This is a genomic window from Polaromonas sp. YR568, assembly GCF_943369415.1.
Lineage (GTDB): Bacteria > Pseudomonadota > Gammaproteobacteria > Burkholderiales > Burkholderiaceae_C > Polaromonas.
The window spans coordinates 1-15,152 of record NZ_CALRNF020000062.1 but is presented as its reverse complement, the minus strand read 5'-3'; the positions used below and the strand labels follow the sequence as shown (position 1 = coordinate 15,152).

Annotated in this window: 16 protein-coding genes; 6 read left to right on the top strand and 10 right to left on the bottom strand. The window is 64.9% G+C overall.

Annotation, left to right across the window (positions count from 1 at the left end):
- Positions 1 to 179: 179 nt before the first annotated feature.
- Positions 180 to 2,042 carry a glutamine--tRNA ligase/YqeY domain fusion protein gene (locus ACLV74_RS24580; protein ID WP_411882047.1) on the bottom strand — a complete coding sequence of 621 codons (1,863 nt, stop codon included), beginning with the start codon at positions 2,040 to 2,042 and terminating at the stop codon, positions 180 to 182.
- 137 nt (positions 2,043 to 2,179) lie between these two features.
- Between ACLV74_RS24580 and ACLV74_RS24575 the strand changes: the two genes are divergently transcribed.
- Entirely contained in the window at positions 2,180 to 2,602 is a 423-nt protein-coding gene (locus tag ACLV74_RS24575; protein ID WP_411882046.1) for a hypothetical protein, read from the top strand.
- A gap of 201 nt (positions 2,603 to 2,803) precedes the next feature.
- Here ACLV74_RS24575 and ACLV74_RS24570 read toward each other — a convergent pair whose 3' ends face one another.
- From ACLV74_RS24570 to ACLV74_RS24545, 6 genes are all read right to left on the bottom strand, one after another.
- Positions 2,804 to 3,400: a DUF3455 domain-containing protein gene (locus ACLV74_RS24570; protein ID WP_411882045.1), complete on the bottom strand. Its 597-nt coding sequence runs from the start codon at positions 3,398 to 3,400 to the stop codon at positions 2,804 to 2,806.
- 233 nt (positions 3,401 to 3,633) lie between these two features.
- Positions 3,634 to 4,224: a DUF3455 domain-containing protein gene (locus ACLV74_RS24565; RefSeq protein ID WP_411882044.1), complete on the bottom strand. Its 591-nt coding sequence runs from the start codon at positions 4,222 to 4,224 to the stop codon at positions 3,634 to 3,636.
- A gap of 264 nt (positions 4,225 to 4,488) precedes the next feature.
- Positions 4,489 to 5,040: a DUF3455 domain-containing protein gene (locus ACLV74_RS24560; RefSeq protein ID WP_411882049.1), complete on the bottom strand. Its 552-nt coding sequence runs from the start codon at positions 5,038 to 5,040 to the stop codon at positions 4,489 to 4,491.
- A gap of 370 nt (positions 5,041 to 5,410) precedes the next feature.
- Positions 5,411 to 6,058, bottom strand: a complete 648-nt coding sequence (locus tag ACLV74_RS24555) for a DUF924 family protein (protein ID WP_411882043.1) — start codon at positions 6,056 to 6,058, stop codon at positions 5,411 to 5,413.
- 18 nt (positions 6,059 to 6,076) lie between these two features.
- Entirely contained in the window at positions 6,077 to 7,240 is a 1,164-nt protein-coding gene (locus ACLV74_RS24550) for a branched-chain amino acid ABC transporter substrate-binding protein (RefSeq protein ID WP_411882042.1), read from the bottom strand.
- Positions 7,241 to 7,611: 371 nt separating this feature from the next.
- On the bottom strand, positions 7,612 to 8,022 hold the full coding sequence (locus ACLV74_RS24545; protein ID WP_411882041.1) for a DUF2306 domain-containing protein: 411 nt from the start codon (positions 8,020 to 8,022) through the stop codon (positions 7,612 to 7,614).
- Between the two features lie 150 nt (positions 8,023 to 8,172).
- On the opposite strand from ACLV74_RS24545, the gene ACLV74_RS24540 reads away from it, so the two are divergent.
- Both ACLV74_RS24540 and ACLV74_RS24535 read left to right on the top strand, forming a co-directional pair.
- Positions 8,173 to 9,006 carry an undecaprenyl-diphosphate phosphatase gene (locus tag ACLV74_RS24540; RefSeq protein ID WP_411882040.1) on the top strand — a complete coding sequence of 278 codons (834 nt, stop codon included), beginning with the start codon at positions 8,173 to 8,175 and terminating at the stop codon, positions 9,004 to 9,006.
- A 109-nt stretch (positions 9,007 to 9,115) separates the two neighbouring features.
- Positions 9,116 to 9,502, top strand: a complete 387-nt coding sequence (locus ACLV74_RS24535) for a DUF3597 domain-containing protein (RefSeq protein ID WP_411882039.1) — start codon at positions 9,116 to 9,118, stop codon at positions 9,500 to 9,502.
- A 15-nt stretch (positions 9,503 to 9,517) separates the two neighbouring features.
- On the opposite strand, the gene ACLV74_RS24530 is transcribed toward ACLV74_RS24535, so the two are convergent.
- Both ACLV74_RS24530 and ACLV74_RS24525 read right to left on the bottom strand, forming a co-directional pair.
- Complete coding sequence (locus ACLV74_RS24530; protein ID WP_411882038.1) at positions 9,518 to 11,023, bottom strand: acyl-CoA-binding protein; 1,506 nt, start codon at positions 11,021 to 11,023, stop codon at positions 9,518 to 9,520.
- Positions 11,024 to 11,033: 10 nt separating this feature from the next.
- Positions 11,034 to 12,314, bottom strand: a complete 1,281-nt coding sequence (locus ACLV74_RS24525; protein WP_411882037.1) for an MASE1 domain-containing protein — start codon at positions 12,312 to 12,314, stop codon at positions 11,034 to 11,036.
- 204 nt (positions 12,315 to 12,518) lie between these two features.
- Here ACLV74_RS24525 and ACLV74_RS24520 point away from each other — a divergent pair, with 204 nt between their 5' ends.
- From ACLV74_RS24520 to ACLV74_RS24510, 3 genes are read left to right on the top strand one after another with little or no spacing between them, the layout of a single operon-like run.
- A complete protein-coding gene (locus tag ACLV74_RS24520) occupies positions 12,519 to 13,013 on the top strand; it encodes a 2,4'-dihydroxyacetophenone dioxygenase family protein (protein ID WP_411882048.1) in 495 nt (164 codons plus the stop codon).
- A gap of 30 nt (positions 13,014 to 13,043) precedes the next feature.
- Complete coding sequence (locus ACLV74_RS24515) at positions 13,044 to 13,763, top strand: SDR family NAD(P)-dependent oxidoreductase (RefSeq protein ID WP_411882036.1); 720 nt, start codon at positions 13,044 to 13,046, stop codon at positions 13,761 to 13,763.
- Positions 13,763 to 14,572, top strand: a complete 810-nt coding sequence (locus tag ACLV74_RS24510; RefSeq protein WP_411882035.1) for an IclR family transcriptional regulator — start codon at positions 13,763 to 13,765, stop codon at positions 14,570 to 14,572. Before ACLV74_RS24515 ends, ACLV74_RS24510 begins: the two co-directional genes overlap by 1 nt.
- A 440-nt stretch (positions 14,573 to 15,012) precedes the next feature.
- Here ACLV74_RS24510 and ACLV74_RS24505 read toward each other — a convergent pair.
- On the bottom strand, positions 15,013 to 15,152 hold a 140-nt coding region (locus ACLV74_RS24505; protein WP_411878256.1), incomplete at its 5' end, for an IS3 family transposase.

Genomic DNA, 15,152 nt, shown 5'->3' with positions numbered 1-15,152 from the left:
TGCCCAGCGTCTGATGACATTCAATGTCGCCACGTCTATCACTCCTAATTTCCCCTGCTTTTAAAACAAGCAGGGTAGTGCCTACGTGGGTCAGATTTGGATGGAAATTACTGCGTTAAGTGGATCAGATTTCGACGGAATTCAACACGCGCTGGTCAATACATATAGCTTGGTTTTGGCTATTTGCCGAATGAGTCTTTCATACCCGTGACGCGATTGAATACGGGCTTACCCTCTCCTCCAATCAGATGATCCTTGGCATCCGTCACAAAGTACCCATGCCGCTCAAACTGGAAGCGCGTGCCGGCCGGCACCTTGGTGAGTGATGGCTCGACATACGCCGCCGCTGTCTTGAGGCTGTTGGGGTTCAGTTCGTCGAGGAAGTCCTTGTCGCCGGTGCCCGGGTGTTCGGCGGTGAACAGGCGGTCGTAGAGGCGGACTTCGGCTTCGACGGCGTCGTTCACGCCGACCCAGGTGATCACGCCCTTGACCTTGATGTTGTCCGAGCCAGGCGTGCCGCTCTTGGTGTCGGGGATCAGGGTGGCGTGGACTTCGGTGACCTTGCCGTCGGCGTCTTTGACAGCGCCTGTGCATTCAATGACGTGGCCGTATTTGAGGCGGACCTTGCTGCCGGCAATCGCTTGTTTGCTGGCGTTGGTGTGGGGCGGGAACAGGCGGAAGAAGCCCTTGGGCGGGGTTTCTTCGTAGTCGGTGCGTTCAATCCAGACTTCCTTGCCGATCTTGAAGTGTCGTTTGCCCATCTCTTCGTGGTGCGGGTGCAGGGGCGCGCTGCAGTCGTCGAGCTTGCCCGCGCCCATCACTTCATCCCAGTTGGTGAGCACGAGCTTGACGGGATCCAGCACGGCCATGGCGCGCGGGGCAATCGGGTCCAGGGTGTCGCGCAGCGCGCCTTCGAGGGTGCTGTAGTCGATCCAGCTGTCGCTTTTGGTGACGCCTATGCGTTCGGCGAACAGCTGCAGGGCCTCGGGCGTGTAGCCGCGGCGGCGCAGGCCGACGATGGTGGGCATGCGGGGGTCGTCCCAGCCGCTGACGCGCTTTTCATTGACGAGCTGGGCCAGCTTGCGTTTGCTGGTGAGCACGTAGCTGAGGTTCAGGCGTGCGAACTCGTACTGGCGCGGGTGCGGCGTGGCGATGAGCTTGCCTTCCGCGAGGCGGTCCAGCAGCCAGTCGTAGAAGGGGCGCTGGTCTTCAAACTCCAGGGTGCAGATGCTGTGGGTGATCTGCTCGAGCGCGTCTTCGACCGGGTGGGCGAAGGTGTACATGGGGTAGATGCACCACTTGTCGCCGGTGTTGTGGTGGTGGGCGCGGCGTATGCGGTAGATGGCCGGGTCGCGCATGTTGATGTTGGGCGAGGCCATGTCGATTTTGGCGCGCAGCACGGCAGCGCCGTCGGCCAGCTTGCCGTCGCGCATTTCGCGAAAGCGCGCCAGATTCTCGGCGGGTGTGCGGCCGCGGAAGGGGCTGTCGGTGCCGGGCTTGCCGAAATCGCCGCGGTTCAGGCGCATTTCTTCGGCGCTCTGTTCGTCGACGTAGGCGTTGCCGCTTTCAACCAGGTATTCGGCGGCGCGGTACATGAAGTCGAAGTAGTCGCTGGCCTGGTAGGGTTTGTCGTCACCCTTGCCGTTGCCAATCTGTGCCCAGTCGTAACCCAGCCATTTGACGGCGTCGATGATGCTGTCGACGTATTCGGTGTCTTCTTTTTCGGGGTTGGTGTCGTCAAAGCGCAGGTGGCAGACACCGCCGTAGTCGCGCGCGAGGCCGAAGTTCAGGCAAATGCTTTTGGCGTGGCCCACATGTAAATAGCCGTTCGGCTCGGGCGGAAAGCGCAGGCGCACCCTGGCCGGGTCGGGCTGGCCGGCGGCGTGGTGGGCGGCATCCCCGGGGCTGCCGCCCCAGCGGCGCTCGGCGTAAGTGCCTTCGGCCAGGTCTTTTTCGATGATCTGGCGCAGGAAGTTGCTGGGCTTGTGGGTTTCTTTGTCGGCGGGGGCTGCGGCGGCGTTTGTGGGTACGGGGGTGGTCATGGGCCGATTTTAGGGCTTACCCGAAGCACTTACGTTTGGCTACGCTCTTCACGGGGCGTGCGGTACGCGGTTACGCAAGTGCTGCGTTTAATCAACACATGGGCATTTCGCGCCCTTCACTCCCAAGGAGAAATCTTATGAAGACAGCCATCAAAGCAAACCGCTCCCTCGCACTGGCAGGCGCCGCCGCCACGCTGGCCGTGGCCGCCCTGGGCTTTGCGGGCGCCGCCCAGGCCCGCGACAACGTGTCGTTTTCCGTGGGCATAGGCGTTCCGGGCGTGGCGGTGGGCGTGACCAATGCCTACCCGGTGTACCAGCAGCCGGTGTACCAGCAACCCGTGTATGTGCAGCCGGCCCCCGTGTATTACCAGCCCGCGCCGGTGTACTACCCTCGCCCTGTGTATGTGAGGCCGGCGCCCGTGTATTACGCGCCGCGTCCTGTGTACTACGCGCCCCCGCGCCATGGCCACAGGCCGCACGGCGGCTACGTGCAGGCGCCGCGCCCCGGCCATGGTTACGGCCCCGGCTACCGCGCAGCGCCGGTGTATTACCAGCGCTAAGCCAACCGGCCCTGCCAGCAAAAAGCCCGCTTCATGCGGGCTTTTTTTATGGGCGCAGTTTCGTGGTGTCTGGGCCACTCAGAACAGCACACCGTTCGGGCTGAGCTTGTCGAAGCCCTTCGACAGGCTCAGGGCGAACGGTGGTGAGACAAGCTCAGTACCACGGCGGCGAAACAGGTTCTGGGCGAACGGGCAGGCTGTTCAGCCGGCCGCGCGCCAGAAGATGTAATCGGCTTCGTAGGGTACGGAGACGCGCATGCCCAGGGTGGAGGCGGTGCAGGGCGGGTTGGCCACCACGCCGGCTGCGGTGTAGCGGCTCTGGATGTAGCTGATGTTGGCGAGGGCGCCGGGGGTGTCGGACGGGCCGACCAGGGCGCGCAGCAGCGGCAGGTTTTTGCTGTCGCCGGGCACTTCGACGAGTTCCTTGGCGCTGACTTTGGAGCCGTCGCTGTGCACCCAGCGCGCCCGGGCACCGGGGAAATAGGTCACGGTGTTGCCGGCGCCATCGGCCAGCCGGATGCCCGGGGACAGCAGCAGCCAGGCGTATTCATAGGGCGCGCGTTTGACGGCCTGGCATTCGTAGAGCAGGTCGCCCCGGCCCTGGGCTTCGAGCACCGCCGTGTGGCCCGCGGGCACGCGCAGGGACTCGGGCAGGGTTTGCTGGGCCTGCACGGCCTCGGGGCGGGGCTGGCGCAGGCCGCAGGCGCTGAGCGCGGCCACGGCGCCGGCCAGCAGCAGGGCGTTTCGCAGCGGGACCACCGGGGAATGGCGAAAGGCTTTGGCTTTGGGAGTGTTCACGGCAGCTTTCAAGGAAAGAGGGACAGGGATCAAGCCCCAGTACAGCAGGACCGCGCCGGTTGGTCTGTAGGCGGGCAGGGGGACAAGGTGCGGGGAAACGTCGGCAGTGCGCCCGGCGCAAAGGTTTGGGCACCAACAGAAAAGCCCGCGGAACAGGTCCCGCGGGCTTTGGTTCCAGGGCCGCTCAGCAGCCATGGACGGGCGCGCTTTTCAGCGCGCCTGGAACAACCCCCTTAAGAGGCTTTCCAGAAGATGTAGTCAGCCTGGTAAGACGTGGTCAGCTTGTCGCCGAGGTCGGCCTGGGTGCAGGCTTTGCTCAGGTCCTGGCCGCCCTTGGTCTTGATGCGCTGGATGTAGGTGACGTTTTGCAGCACGCCGGGCGTGGAGCCCGAAGCGCCGGTGGACAGCTGCTGCGGCAGGTTGGTGGCGCCCACGCGGGGTGCCAGGGCGACCTGGGTGCCGACGACGCTGGAGCCGTCCATGTGCGTCCAGGTGGCGGGCGGGCCGGAGTATTTCACGACGGTCTTGCCGGTGCGATCGACCAGTTCGGCTTCGGGGCGCACCAGCACCCAGCCTATGGTGCCGGCGGTGGTGGCATTGGCCTTGCACTCGTAGTGCAGCAGGCCGCTGGCGGTGGTTTCAAGCGCGACGACATTGCCGGGCGGCACGGTGATCGTGGCGTCGAGCTGGTCCTGGGTGTATTGCTTGGGCAGCGGCGCGACGCCGGAGCAGGCGACCATCAGGGTGGCGGTGCCGGTGACCATGGCGACGGTGACCGCCGCGCTTTTGGTATAGGCCCAAAGGGTGTTGTGCGTGCTTTTCATGATGAGGTTCCCCGTTTGCTTGTTGGTGTGCTTGTGTGTCGCTATGCAGTAAAACCCGGGGGGCGTAAAACCGCTGTAGGACGCCGCGCAGGCTTGCTGCCAGCGCTTGCCCGCAGCGCCTGACGGCGCGGCGGAAGGTTGTGAGGCCAGGCGCAAAAAAGCCCACGGGCCGGCCTTGCGGCAGCCTGCGGGCCTGAAAACCAGCTCCGCCTGACAGTTCAGAACTGGTCGCTCACCCTTAACGGAAAAAAGCGCAGTGGCGCCTTACATCGCCTTGTAGAAGATGTAGTCGGCCTGGTATTTCACGACCTGTTTGGCGCCCGCGTTGCCGGCGGCGCAGGCCATGGCGGGGGCGACGCCGCCGCGGGTGTCCACGCGCTGGATGTAGCTGACGCCGCTCATGGCGCCGCTGCCCATGGCCGGGTTGGCCTTGACGAGCTGCGAAGGAATGTTGCCTGTGCCGTTGGGGGCGACGGCGATTTGTGTGGCGGTCAATTTGGAGCCGTCCATGCTTTCCCAGGTGGCGGGCGGGCCGTAGTACTTGCCGACCTGTTTGCCGGCGCGGTCGTTGAGCTTGGCATCGGGGCCGACGAAGACCCATTCAAACTGGCCGGCCATGTCTTTCTTCGGGCTGCACTGGTAGGTGATCTCGCCCACACCCACGGTTTCCATCGCGACCTTGTTGCCGGCCGGCACCTGGACGGCGGCGGGCAGGTTGGCCTGCGAGTACATGGGTTGCATGGGCGACATGCTGCCGCAGGCGGCGAGCAGGGAGACGGCGAGCACGGAGGCGGAAATTGTGAAGGGACGCATCATCATTGTTGAACTCCTCGAAGGTTGTGGACCGGCCCCAAGCGGGCCGGCGTTGGTGAGACGACCAGCCTTTGTTGTGAGCGGTATGGCGGCGCGTCCTGATGGGGATACGCGGCGAGAACCAGGATGGATTCAAAAAAACTCCCCCCCGTCCAGGCTCACTTCGTGTAGCCCGTTCCCCCCTCAAGGGGGCGGCGCCTGGGGCCGGCAAAGCCGGACCCGCGGCCCCCACTGGTGAAGACCTTCATCACCAGTCGTAGCCACAGAACTCTTCAAACCCAGCATGAGCCGCGGGACTGGCTTTGCCAGACCGCAGGCGGGCGGCCCCCTCGGGGGGCAGGGAGCGACACGAAGTGCGCGACCGTGGGGGCTCTTACTGCCCGAAACGCGGGCCTTTGACGAGGAAGTCCTTTTCCTCGGGCGTGTCGGTGCGCCCCAGGGCCGCATTGCGATACGGAAAACGCCCGAAGCGCACGACGATGTCCCGGTGCTTGCGCGCGAAGTCGAGGTTGTCCTGCAGGCGGACCTTCAGCGACCCGGGTGCGTCGGCGACCAGCCGGGTGAAGCTGGCCACGCACTCGTCCTGCAGCGCGAGGTTTTCGGCGTGCATCAACGGCATGTAGAGAAAGACGCGGCCGGCCCAGGGCAGTTGCCGGTCTTCACCGGCCGTGATGGTACGCAGCACCAGCTGCTGGGCGCGCGCATCGCCGGCAAAGGCCTGGGCCTTGCCGCGAAAGACGTTGCGGGTGAACTGGTCGAGCAGGATGACCAGCGCCAGGCGCGTGAGGGGCGGCTGCTCCCACTCGCGCAGGCCGTCGGCCACGGCGGTGGTGACGTCCGCGCCGAAGCGGGCGCGGATGTCGGCGTCGAGTTCGGCGCCGCCGCTGAACCAGCGTTTGGCCTGGTCCTGCGTGGGCCATTCGTTTTCGATGCCGTCGCCCAGCCAGAAGTCCAGGACTTCGGCTGGCGTGGTGCTTGTGGTGGAGGGTGCGCTGGAGGAGGGTGTGGTGGGCTCGGTCATGACGACCGGGAGCTTAGCCTACCAGCGGTCGGAGCGCAGTTGCAGGTCCCATACCCCTTTGCGCACGGCGTAAACACCGACCACGCCGTAGCGCTGCTCGCCCACGGCGTCCCACTTCATGGAGCCGGTGATGGGCGCGTAGCCGTCGAAGGTACGCAGGGTCTGGGTGATTTTTTCGGGCTTGACCGAGTTGGCGCGCCGCATGGCGCCGGCCAGGATGTACATCGCGTCATAGGTGTAGTGGCCGCCGTAGGCCGGCTCCATCTTGAAGGTGTCCTGGTACTTGCTCAGGAAGGCCTTGCCGTTGACGAACTCCTTGGCGTCCAGGATGGGCGAGGTGGCGTACAGGCCCTTGACGACGTCGCTGCCCTTGAGCATGGCGGTGGTCTTGATGGTGTCGCCGCCCAGGATGCTGACCTGCTGCGTGTAGTCGATCTTCTTGAGCGCTTCCATCAGCGCGAGGATCTGGAAGTCGCCCTGCGTGGAGACGATGACCTCGACGTTGCCGGCCTTGATCTTGGCGGCCAGGTCGTCGAAGGCGGTGGTCTTGTCGTCGGACGAATAGGTGACCACCACTTCCTTGTTGGCCTTCTTGAGCTCGGCCGCGGCGCCGGTGGCCAGGCCCTTGCCGTAGGTGGTGCCGTCGTCGACGACGGCGAACTTGTTGGCATTGAGCTGGTTGGCGGCGAAGGAGCCGATGGCGCGGGCCTGCAGGTTGTCGTTGGCGACCAGGCGGAAGGTGGTGTCCAAACCGAGTTCGGTGAACTTGGGGTTGGTCGAGATGGCCAGCTGGGCGATGTGCTTTTCGGCATAGACCGGCGCGGCCGGGATGCTGACGCCGGAATTGAGGTTGCCGATCACGGCGACCACGCCGGCGTCGATCAGCTGTTTGGCGACTTCCACGCCGGCTTTCGGATCGGAGCGGTCGTCCATCGCGATGATTTCGATCTTGACCGTCTTGCCCTTGATCTGGAAGCCTTCCTTGTTGAGCTCGTCCACGGCCATCTTCACGCCGTTGTGCAAATCCTGACCCAGCGCGGCCAGGTTGCCCGACAGGGGCTGGGCGACGCCGATCTTGATGGTGTCGGGCGGGTTGTCGCAGCCGGACAGCAGGGCGGAGCCTGCGACAACAGCGGCGGTCAGGGCAGCCAGGGTATGGCGGCGCGTGGTGCTTTGGGTCATGGTGAAACCTGGAGTTGAGTGGGTGTAACTGAATGTAGATTTCAGCCCTGTGAAGCGATAGTAGGGTTGACCTACTTCTGCTTGAATATGAGAGTAGATTAGTTTTACTAATGATTTGGATTGGTTCGTTTCACCCGTAAAACGCACCGAAATGGCTTATTTCTGAACCACATTGGTTCGCCCCCGTCCAGGCTCACTGCGTGTAGCCTGTTCCCCCCTCAAGGGGGCGGTGAAATTTGCCCACCCCCGTCCAAGCTCACTGCGTGTAGCTTGTTCCCCCCTCAAGGGGGCGGCGCCTGCGGTCTGGCGAAGCCAGTCCCGCGGCTCCTGCTGGTTGCGGCCTGCGTTTTATGGCGTGATGCGCAGAGCGCTCAGAGCAGGCCGAGCTGGGCCCACAAGAGCTTGCCGAGGTAGCGGTCGGGCATCAGCGTGAACACACCCGCCACAAGGCATGCGCCAATGTAGAGGCCCTGCATGGCCTTGCGGTGGCCCGTGATGTTGCCGTGGCCCAAATGCCAGAACGCGCCAATCAGGCTGAACAGCGCAAAGGGCACCAGCAGGTGAATGGGCGTGTAGCCGGCGATATTCGGATAGTCGTAGTCGCGGATGAAAACCGCCGTTGCGGCGGTGACCAGCATCATTGTCACGAAGGCATACCCGAAAGCGCGGTGCAGCTTGGGCCGCTGCAGGCGCCCCTTGCGTGCCCACAGCGCGACCGGCCCGAGGACGATGGCGCTTGCGGCGGCGGACAGGTGAATGGCGATCAGCGGCGTCAGTTGCATGGCTGTTGCTCCGTTGGCGATAGGGGACAAAATTTTGCACCTGCAACGTGGCTGTTGCAAATTTTGGGTCGCCGCCAGGGTGCAGGTCCGCTTAAGGCGTTCTTCAGGAGCCTGCGGCCATAATCACAGCTACATTTTTTGGAGCCAGCATTGGATATCGCACTGTTGATCAAAGCCGCCGTCATGGGCATCGTCGAAGGACTGACCGAGTTCCTTCCCATCTCTTCAACCGGCCACCTGATACTGGCCGGTTCCCTGCTCGGTTTTGACGACGACAAGGCCAAGGTCTTCGACATCGCGATCCAGACCGGCGCCATCTTTGCGGTCATCCTGGTGTACTGGCAAAAAATACGCGCGACCGCGGTGGCGCTGCCGACCGACAAACAGGCGCAGCAATTCGTGCTCAATGTGCTGGTGGCCTTTGTGCCGGCGGTGGTGCTGGGCCTGCTGTTCGGCAAGGCCATCAAGGCCCATCTGTTCACGCCGGTCGTGGTGGCCAGCACCTTCATCATCGGCGGCTTCATCATTTTGTGGGCCGAAAAGCGCCAGCAGAACAACCCCGCCGTGGCGCGCATCCAGGAGGTCGAGGCCATGACCATGATGGACGCGCTCAAGGTGGGCCTGGTGCAGTGCCTGGCGATGATCCCGGGCACCAGCCGCAGCGGCGCGACCATCATTGGGGGCATGCTGCTGGGCCTGTCGCGCAAGGCCGCCACCGATTTCTCCTTCTTCCTGGCCATGCCCACGCTGATAGGCGCGGGCGTCTACAGCCTCTACAAGGAACGCGCGCTGCTGTCGATGGCGGACCTGCCGATGTTCACTGTCGGCCTGGTGTTTTCCTTTTTCAGCGCCTGGCTGTGCGTGCGCTGGCTGCTGCGCTACATCTCGACCAACAGCTTTGTGCCGTTTGCGTGGTACCGCATCGCCTTCGGCATCGTGGTGCTGGCGACGGCGTGGAGCGGTGTGGTGGTCTGGGCGGAATAAAGCGTCTGCGGCGCCTCGCCGCGATGCCCCGCGATTGGCGTGACGTCTGACAGAAGCCGTCACGTCCCGGTGTTAGGCTGGATTTTTCAACTCCATCCTGAGGCGCACCATGAGTATTCTCGGCAAAATTTTCGGCAAGATCTTTCCCTCGCTGCAAACGCCCGACGCCGCACCGACGGCCGCCCCTGGAACTGTGACTGCGGCGCCTGCACCGGCACCCGCGGCGCCGCCCATGCAGCAGGTGGACGTCGAAGCCCTGCTCAACGACATGGCCGGCAAGAACCCGGAAAAGCTCAACTGGAAGACTTCCATCGTCGACCTGATGAAGCTCCTGCACCTTGACAGCAGCCTGGGCGAACGCAAGGAACTGGCGAAGGAGCTGGGCTACACCGGCGACATGAATGACAGCGCGACCATGAACATCTGGCTGCACAAGCAGGTCATGAACAAGCTGGCGGCCAATGGTGGCAAGGTGCCCGCCGACCTGATGGATTGACCCTGCAGGGAGCGCTCAGGCGGCCCTGAGCTTTTCCACCAGCGCCGCGTAAGCCGCCATCGCCTCTTCGCGGCCCATGCCCTTGCGCCCGGCCCAGGCGTCGTATTTGGCGCGGCCGGTCACGTCCATCATGCCGGGGCGCTCGCCCGTCGCGTCGCCCACTGTCGCCTGCTTGTAGAAGGCATAAAGCGCCAGCAACTCGTCGTTGCCGGGCGGCTTGGCCAGTGTTTTCACGGCGATGCCGGCGGCTTCAAAAGCGCGCTCGGCCTCGCTGGGGCCAGCGGGCGCCACGGGCGCGCCGAAGTGGGCGTCTTCCAGCGCCACGTCGTCGGGGAACCAGCGCGCGTCCAGCAGCCGGCCCGAGCGCACGGCAAAAGCCAGCACGCCTTGCGACATAAGCCCCGCCGCCGTGAGCGTGGCGGGCAGCACGGCGATGCCGGCGTTGAACACCGCTTGCCCGAAGGCGGTGAACTTCACCTCGCCGGCCCAGGGCAGCATGGCCTGCAGGCCTTTGTTGCCACGGTAGATGCCGCTGGCGCGGTTGGCGCCGGGCTGGAACCAAGCCATGTCGGAAGCGCCCCTGGCGAAGATGCCGGCGAAGTCGCCGGCTTCGAGCGACGCGCGCAGCGCCTGCGCAAAAGCGTGCAGCGCTTCGCTGCTCATCTTGGGGTCTTCCACCGCCATGCCCAGCGAGGCCGCGCTGCTGGCGCCGAAGAATTCCAGCACGTTGCGCGCCACCTGTTCGCGGTCGTTGTCGACGCAGATCATGTGGTAGCTGTTCTCCAGCACCACCATGCGCGCCTTGGCGCCGCCGATTTGTTCGACCAGGTAGTTGGCTGAGGCCAGGCTGGTGAGCTCGTCTTCGCGCGCGTGGATGACCAGGGTTTCGCTGGCCATGTTCTTGAGGTCCGTCATGACCCAGCGGCGCAGGCGGTCGACCTGGCGCACGCAGGCCAGCGGCACCCAGCGGTAGTGGAAGTTTTCGCCGCGCGCGAACTTGGCCTTGACGATGGCGCGCAGCTGCTCGTTCTTGATGCCGAAGGGGTCTTCTTCCTCCACCTTCATGCGCGCGGGAACGCCGGGCACGTAATACATCAGGTGGCGTGCCGGCGTGTACCAGGCGGTGGCCCAGCCGTCGATGTAGATGGGCGGGGCCAAGGCGATCAGCTTGCCGCGTGTGTGCTTCTGGCGCTTGGCCAGCTCGGTGGCCAGCAGCGCGCCCATGCACATGCCCATGATGTGGAAGTTGTCGTGCTGCGCGGCCACCTCGTGGTACTTGGCCGTGACGGCTTCCATCCATTGCTCGGCGGTCACGTTCACCAGGTCTTCGGGCGTGGTGCCGTGGCCGGGCAGCGTGAGTGAGTGCGTGACGAAACCGGCGTTCTTGAGCCGCTTGTGCATGGAGCCCAGGTCGTACTGCGTGCCGCCCAGGCCGTGGATCAGGAAAACGGCGGGCGTGCTTTTATCCACCGCAGGCCCGGCTGCGGGCGGCGGCGTGAGGGGCGTGACGGCGGTGTCCATGGCCATGACCTCAGGCCTCGACTTCCAGCAGCACGGCCACCTGCTCGACCTGGCCGTCGGCGCCGCGCACGCCCGACAGGCGCGCGCTCACGGCGGCCACGCGGCCGTCGCTCCAGCGCAAGGTGTTCTTCCACAGCGCATGCTCGCGCTGGCCCTGCGTGAGGTCGCGCCAGTCGGCCTGCAGCGCGGGCTGCTCCAGCGGGTCGGCGTGGGCGATGAAGTCCTGCACGGTGAGCAGGCCGGCGGCATCGGTGCGCAGCAACTCGCCGGCGCCTTCGCCCCATTGGGCGGCGCCGGTTTTGGCGTCGAAGTTGGCGACCACGGTGCGGTTGGAGTCCAGCACCTGGCGGTAGCGGGTGCGCCAGTCCTGCGCCTGCGCGAGCGCCTCGGCAGCGGTGGCGCCCAGCACGTTGACCACGCCCACCAGAAGCGCCATCACGGCCACATAACCCTGGACCTCGATCACGGCCTCGCCGGGAAAGCCTTCAACCTCGGCGAAAGGCCCGCCGCCGGCGTTGGTCCAGGCGATCAGCGCCAGCGCGCCCAGCAGCGTGGCCACCGTGGCGCCGCGCTCTTTCCAGAGGATGGCGGTAACCACCATGAAAGGCAGGGGCAGGTAGGTGAGCGTGGGGCCCAGCGAGGCGCTGAAGCGGTCCGAAACGTCGGCAGAGAAAATCAGCGCCGCCACCACGAAGAACAGCACAAAGGTGCCCGCGCCCGCGAGGAACTGGCTGGTGGCCATGCCGCCCGAGCGCTTGACCTTGAAGCCCGCAAAAGAAGTGACCAGCGGCGCGATCAGCAGGATGCCGACGAAGGTGGTGCAGGCCCACACGCGCCACTCCGTCAGCATCGGTATGGCCTGGGGCAGGGCCCAGCTCCAGAGCACGATGGCGATGCTGGCGCCCACCGCTGAAGTGAGCAGCGCGCCCGCCAGGAAGCCCGCATAGGCCTTGCCCGGCTCGCTGCGGCCGTCGGGGCCGGGTGCGCGCAGCAGGCGCGCCACCCAGGCGCCCAGGCTGGCGGCCAGCGCCTCGTTGGCGCCAAAGGCCAGTGCGGGCAGCAGCGCCAGGCCGTCCAGCAGCGACAGCGCGATCGCCGCCAGCGCGGCGCCGGCGAGCACGGCCGGGCGTTTGGCGGGTTTGACCACCATCAGCGCGCCAAAGGTGATCCCGGTGGCGAGCCAGACGGAAGCGCTCAACGTCATCGCGTCGCCCATGCCCTGGGACACGATGGCCGCGAAAGCCCATGCAAGAAAGGTCAAGGCAAGGGTGACGATGAAGGGCAGGGCCATGAGATTTCTCCTCGGAGCGTCGTGTTATTGCTCGGCACGGGGCCGGATGGGTTGGCCTAGTTTATCCAGTCTGTTTCAGGTATTGCTTAGGTGTTTAAGGGTAAGTCCTCGCGCGTTTGAAGTCCTGGAAATCTACAATATGGACACATATCCACAATATGGACAAACACCGTGCCAGTAGACACCCCCGACCAGACACCTTTGATGCCCTACCAGTACCCGAACCCGCCCGACGCGCGGCCGGAAATCGTGGTGCAACACGCCATTCCCACCGATGAGCGGCTCTGGGTGCCGCAGGCCGAGAACGTCTGGTTCCGCCCGCTGTGCCTCAATGCCAGCCAGGGTTACTGGATGAACCTGCTGCGCGTGCGCAAGTCCGGCGTGCTGAGCCGGCACCGCCATCCGCAGGCGGTGCACGGCTTTGTGCTCAAGGGCCGCTGGCGCTACCTGGAGCACGACTGGGAGGCCACCGAAGGCAGCTATGTGTTTGAGCCCCCCGGCGAAACCCACACGCTCTACGTGCCCGAAGACGTGGAGGAAATGATCACCTACTTCCAGGTCAACGGTGTCATGTACTACACCGACCCTTACGGCAAGGGCATGGGCTATGAGGACGTGTTCACCAAGATAGAGATGTGCAACAAGCACTTCGAGGCCGTCGGCCTGGGCGCCGACTACACCCAACAATTCATCCGCTGAGCGCGGCCGCATCTTTTTCAGGAAACACGCATGACTTACCAGGCTGACCTTTTCAAAGGCAAACGCGCGCTCGTCGCCGGCGCGACGCAAGGCATAGGCGCCGTCATCGCCAACCACCTCGCGGCGCTGGGCGCCGAAGTCACGGCCCTGGGGCTGGGCGGAGGCGACGGCACGCTGGATGCGGCCGTCGAGGTGCGCCAGGCCGACGTGACCTCGGCGGCCAGCCTGGACGCGGCGCTGGCCGGCATCGCCACGCTGGACATTGTTTTCAACTGCGCCGGCATCATCCAGCGCGGTGCCGAGCATGACCTCGAGGTGTTTGAAAAAGTGCTGGCCGTCAACCTGACCGGCACCATGCGCGTGTGCACCGCCGTGCGTGAGCGCCTCAAGGCCAGCCGCGGCTGCATCGTCAACACCGCCTCCATGCTGAGTTTTTTCGGCGGCGGCCTGGTGCCCGGCTACGCGGCCAGCAAGGGCGGCGTCGCCCAGCTCACCAAGTCGCTGGCGATTGCCTATGCGCCCGACGGCATCAGGGTCAATGCCATCGCCCCCGGCTGGATCGCCACGCCGCTCACGCAAGCCCTGCAGGACGACCCGGCGCGCGCCGGCCCCATCCTGGCGCGCACGCCCATGGGCCGCTGGGGCACACCGAAAGACGTGGCTGAGGCCGCGATGTTTCTCTGCACGCCGGCGGCCAGCTTCATGACCGGCGTGATCCTGCCGGTGGACGGCGGCTACATGGTGTCGTGATGGCAGCGACCGTTGCTGCGTCACAGGTCGCCGGCACGGCCGCGTTCTCCAAATTCATGCACGTGCTGCAGCTGGTCGCTGATTCAGACCAGCCGCTCAACGTCGGCGCGCTGGTCAAGGCCAGCGGTTATCCGCGTCCCACGGTGCACCGCATCGTCGCGGCCCTGGTGGCCGAGGGCCTGCTGGTCGACAACGAGCGCGGCGCATTGCTCGCCTTGGGCCCGCGCCTGATCCAGCTGGCCAGCCGCAGCTGGGGCCGCTCCGACCTGCGCCTGGCCGCGGTCGACGAACTCAAGCGATTGCGCGACCTCACCGGCGAAACCGTGCACCTGGCCGTGCCCAGCGGCAGCACCATGGTCTACATCGAAAAACTCGAAAGCCCGAGCGCGGTGCGCATGGCCTCGCGCATTGGCACCAGCGTGGCCTTGCATGCGACTGCGGTTGGCAAGGCTTACATGGCGGCGCTGGAGCCCGCCGTGCTGGAGCCGCTGCTGCTGGGGCTGTCTTTGCCGCGCTACACCGGCAACACGCTGGTGAAGCTGGCTGATCTGCGCAAGCAGTTGCAGGTGACGCGGGACAAAGGCTGGTCTGTGGATGCCGAGGAGCATGAAGCGGGGATTTTTTGCTATGGAGCCGTCATACGCGGCAGCCGCGGCTTGCCTGTGGCCGCGATCAGTGTGAGTACTTTGATGTTTCGGCAGAAGGCGGAACCGGAGGAGGTTTATGTTGCGCCTTTGCTGGAGGCTTGCCGGGTGATTTCTGAGAGGGTGGGGGAGGTGCCTGCGCTGGTTGGAGCTGATGTTTTCTAGCGCCGTTGGTGTTCCCGCAGCGCTACCCTTTGTGAATTCTGCTGGCCGGGGGTTGCCCGGCAGCAAGTAACTTTCTTTTGCTTCGCCAAAAGAAAGTCACCAAAGAAAAGGCGACCCTGGTTGCTGCGTCCCTCCGCTTCGCTGCGGGCAACCTGCGGTGCTCGGTTCAGGCGGGGTCTCGCTAAACTCGCTACGCTCAAACAACGCGATCCCTGATCCGCCTGAACCTGCGCTCCTCGGCGCATCCACAAGGGGTGGGGACAAGGAATACCGAACAGCCAACAGCCGAAGACAGGAAACCGAATACAGAAACCACAAGGACACGCCATGGCGTGTCCTTGCTTGTATTTGTCTTCTTTCTTGTCCCCTCTCCCTCTGGGAGAGGGTTAGGGTGAGGGCCAGCAGCCTTCGCACCCGCAGCTTCACATCAACTGTGCTGGTCAAGTAATTTCGGACACCTCGATAAGGGCACGTTCGGCCATTTGTCGTTCATAGACATTGGGAGGCAGATAACCCAGGGTTGAGTGCAGGCGCCGGCTGTTGTAGAAGCCGACGATGTAGTCGGAGATGTCGGCGGCGG

Coding starts and splice junctions, on each gene's coding strand:
- ACLV74_RS24555 (WP_411882043.1), bottom strand. CDS start 6,058: ATGACCGAGCCCACCACACCCTCCTCCAGCGCACCCTCCACCACAAGC.
- ACLV74_RS24525 (WP_411882037.1), bottom strand. CDS start 12,314: ATGGCCCTGCCCTTCATCGTCACCCTTGCCTTGACCTTTCTTGCATGG.
- ACLV74_RS24530 (WP_411882038.1), bottom strand. CDS start 11,023: ATGGACACCGCCGTCACGCCCCTCACGCCGCCGCCCGCAGCCGGGCCT.
- ACLV74_RS24550 (WP_411882042.1), bottom strand. CDS start 7,240: ATGACCCAAAGCACCACGCGCCGCCATACCCTGGCTGCCCTGACCGCC.
- ACLV74_RS24560 (WP_411882049.1), bottom strand. CDS start 5,040: ATGATGCGTCCCTTCACAATTTCCGCCTCCGTGCTCGCCGTCTCCCTG.
- ACLV74_RS24565 (WP_411882044.1), bottom strand. CDS start 4,224: ATGAAAAGCACGCACAACACCCTTTGGGCCTATACCAAAAGCGCGGCG.
- ACLV74_RS24535 (WP_411882039.1), top strand. CDS start 9,116: ATGAGTATTCTCGGCAAAATTTTCGGCAAGATCTTTCCCTCGCTGCAA.
- ACLV74_RS24515 (WP_411882036.1), top strand. CDS start 13,044: ATGACTTACCAGGCTGACCTTTTCAAAGGCAAACGCGCGCTCGTCGCC.
- ACLV74_RS24580 (WP_411882047.1), bottom strand. CDS start 2,042: ATGACCACCCCCGTACCCACAAACGCCGCCGCAGCCCCCGCCGACAAA.
- ACLV74_RS24575 (WP_411882046.1), top strand. CDS start 2,180: ATGAAGACAGCCATCAAAGCAAACCGCTCCCTCGCACTGGCAGGCGCC.
- ACLV74_RS24520 (WP_411882048.1), top strand. CDS start 12,519: ATGCCCTACCAGTACCCGAACCCGCCCGACGCGCGGCCGGAAATCGTG.
- ACLV74_RS24545 (WP_411882041.1), bottom strand. CDS start 8,022: ATGCAACTGACGCCGCTGATCGCCATTCACCTGTCCGCCGCCGCAAGC.
- ACLV74_RS24510 (WP_411882035.1), top strand. CDS start 13,763: ATGGCAGCGACCGTTGCTGCGTCACAGGTCGCCGGCACGGCCGCGTTC.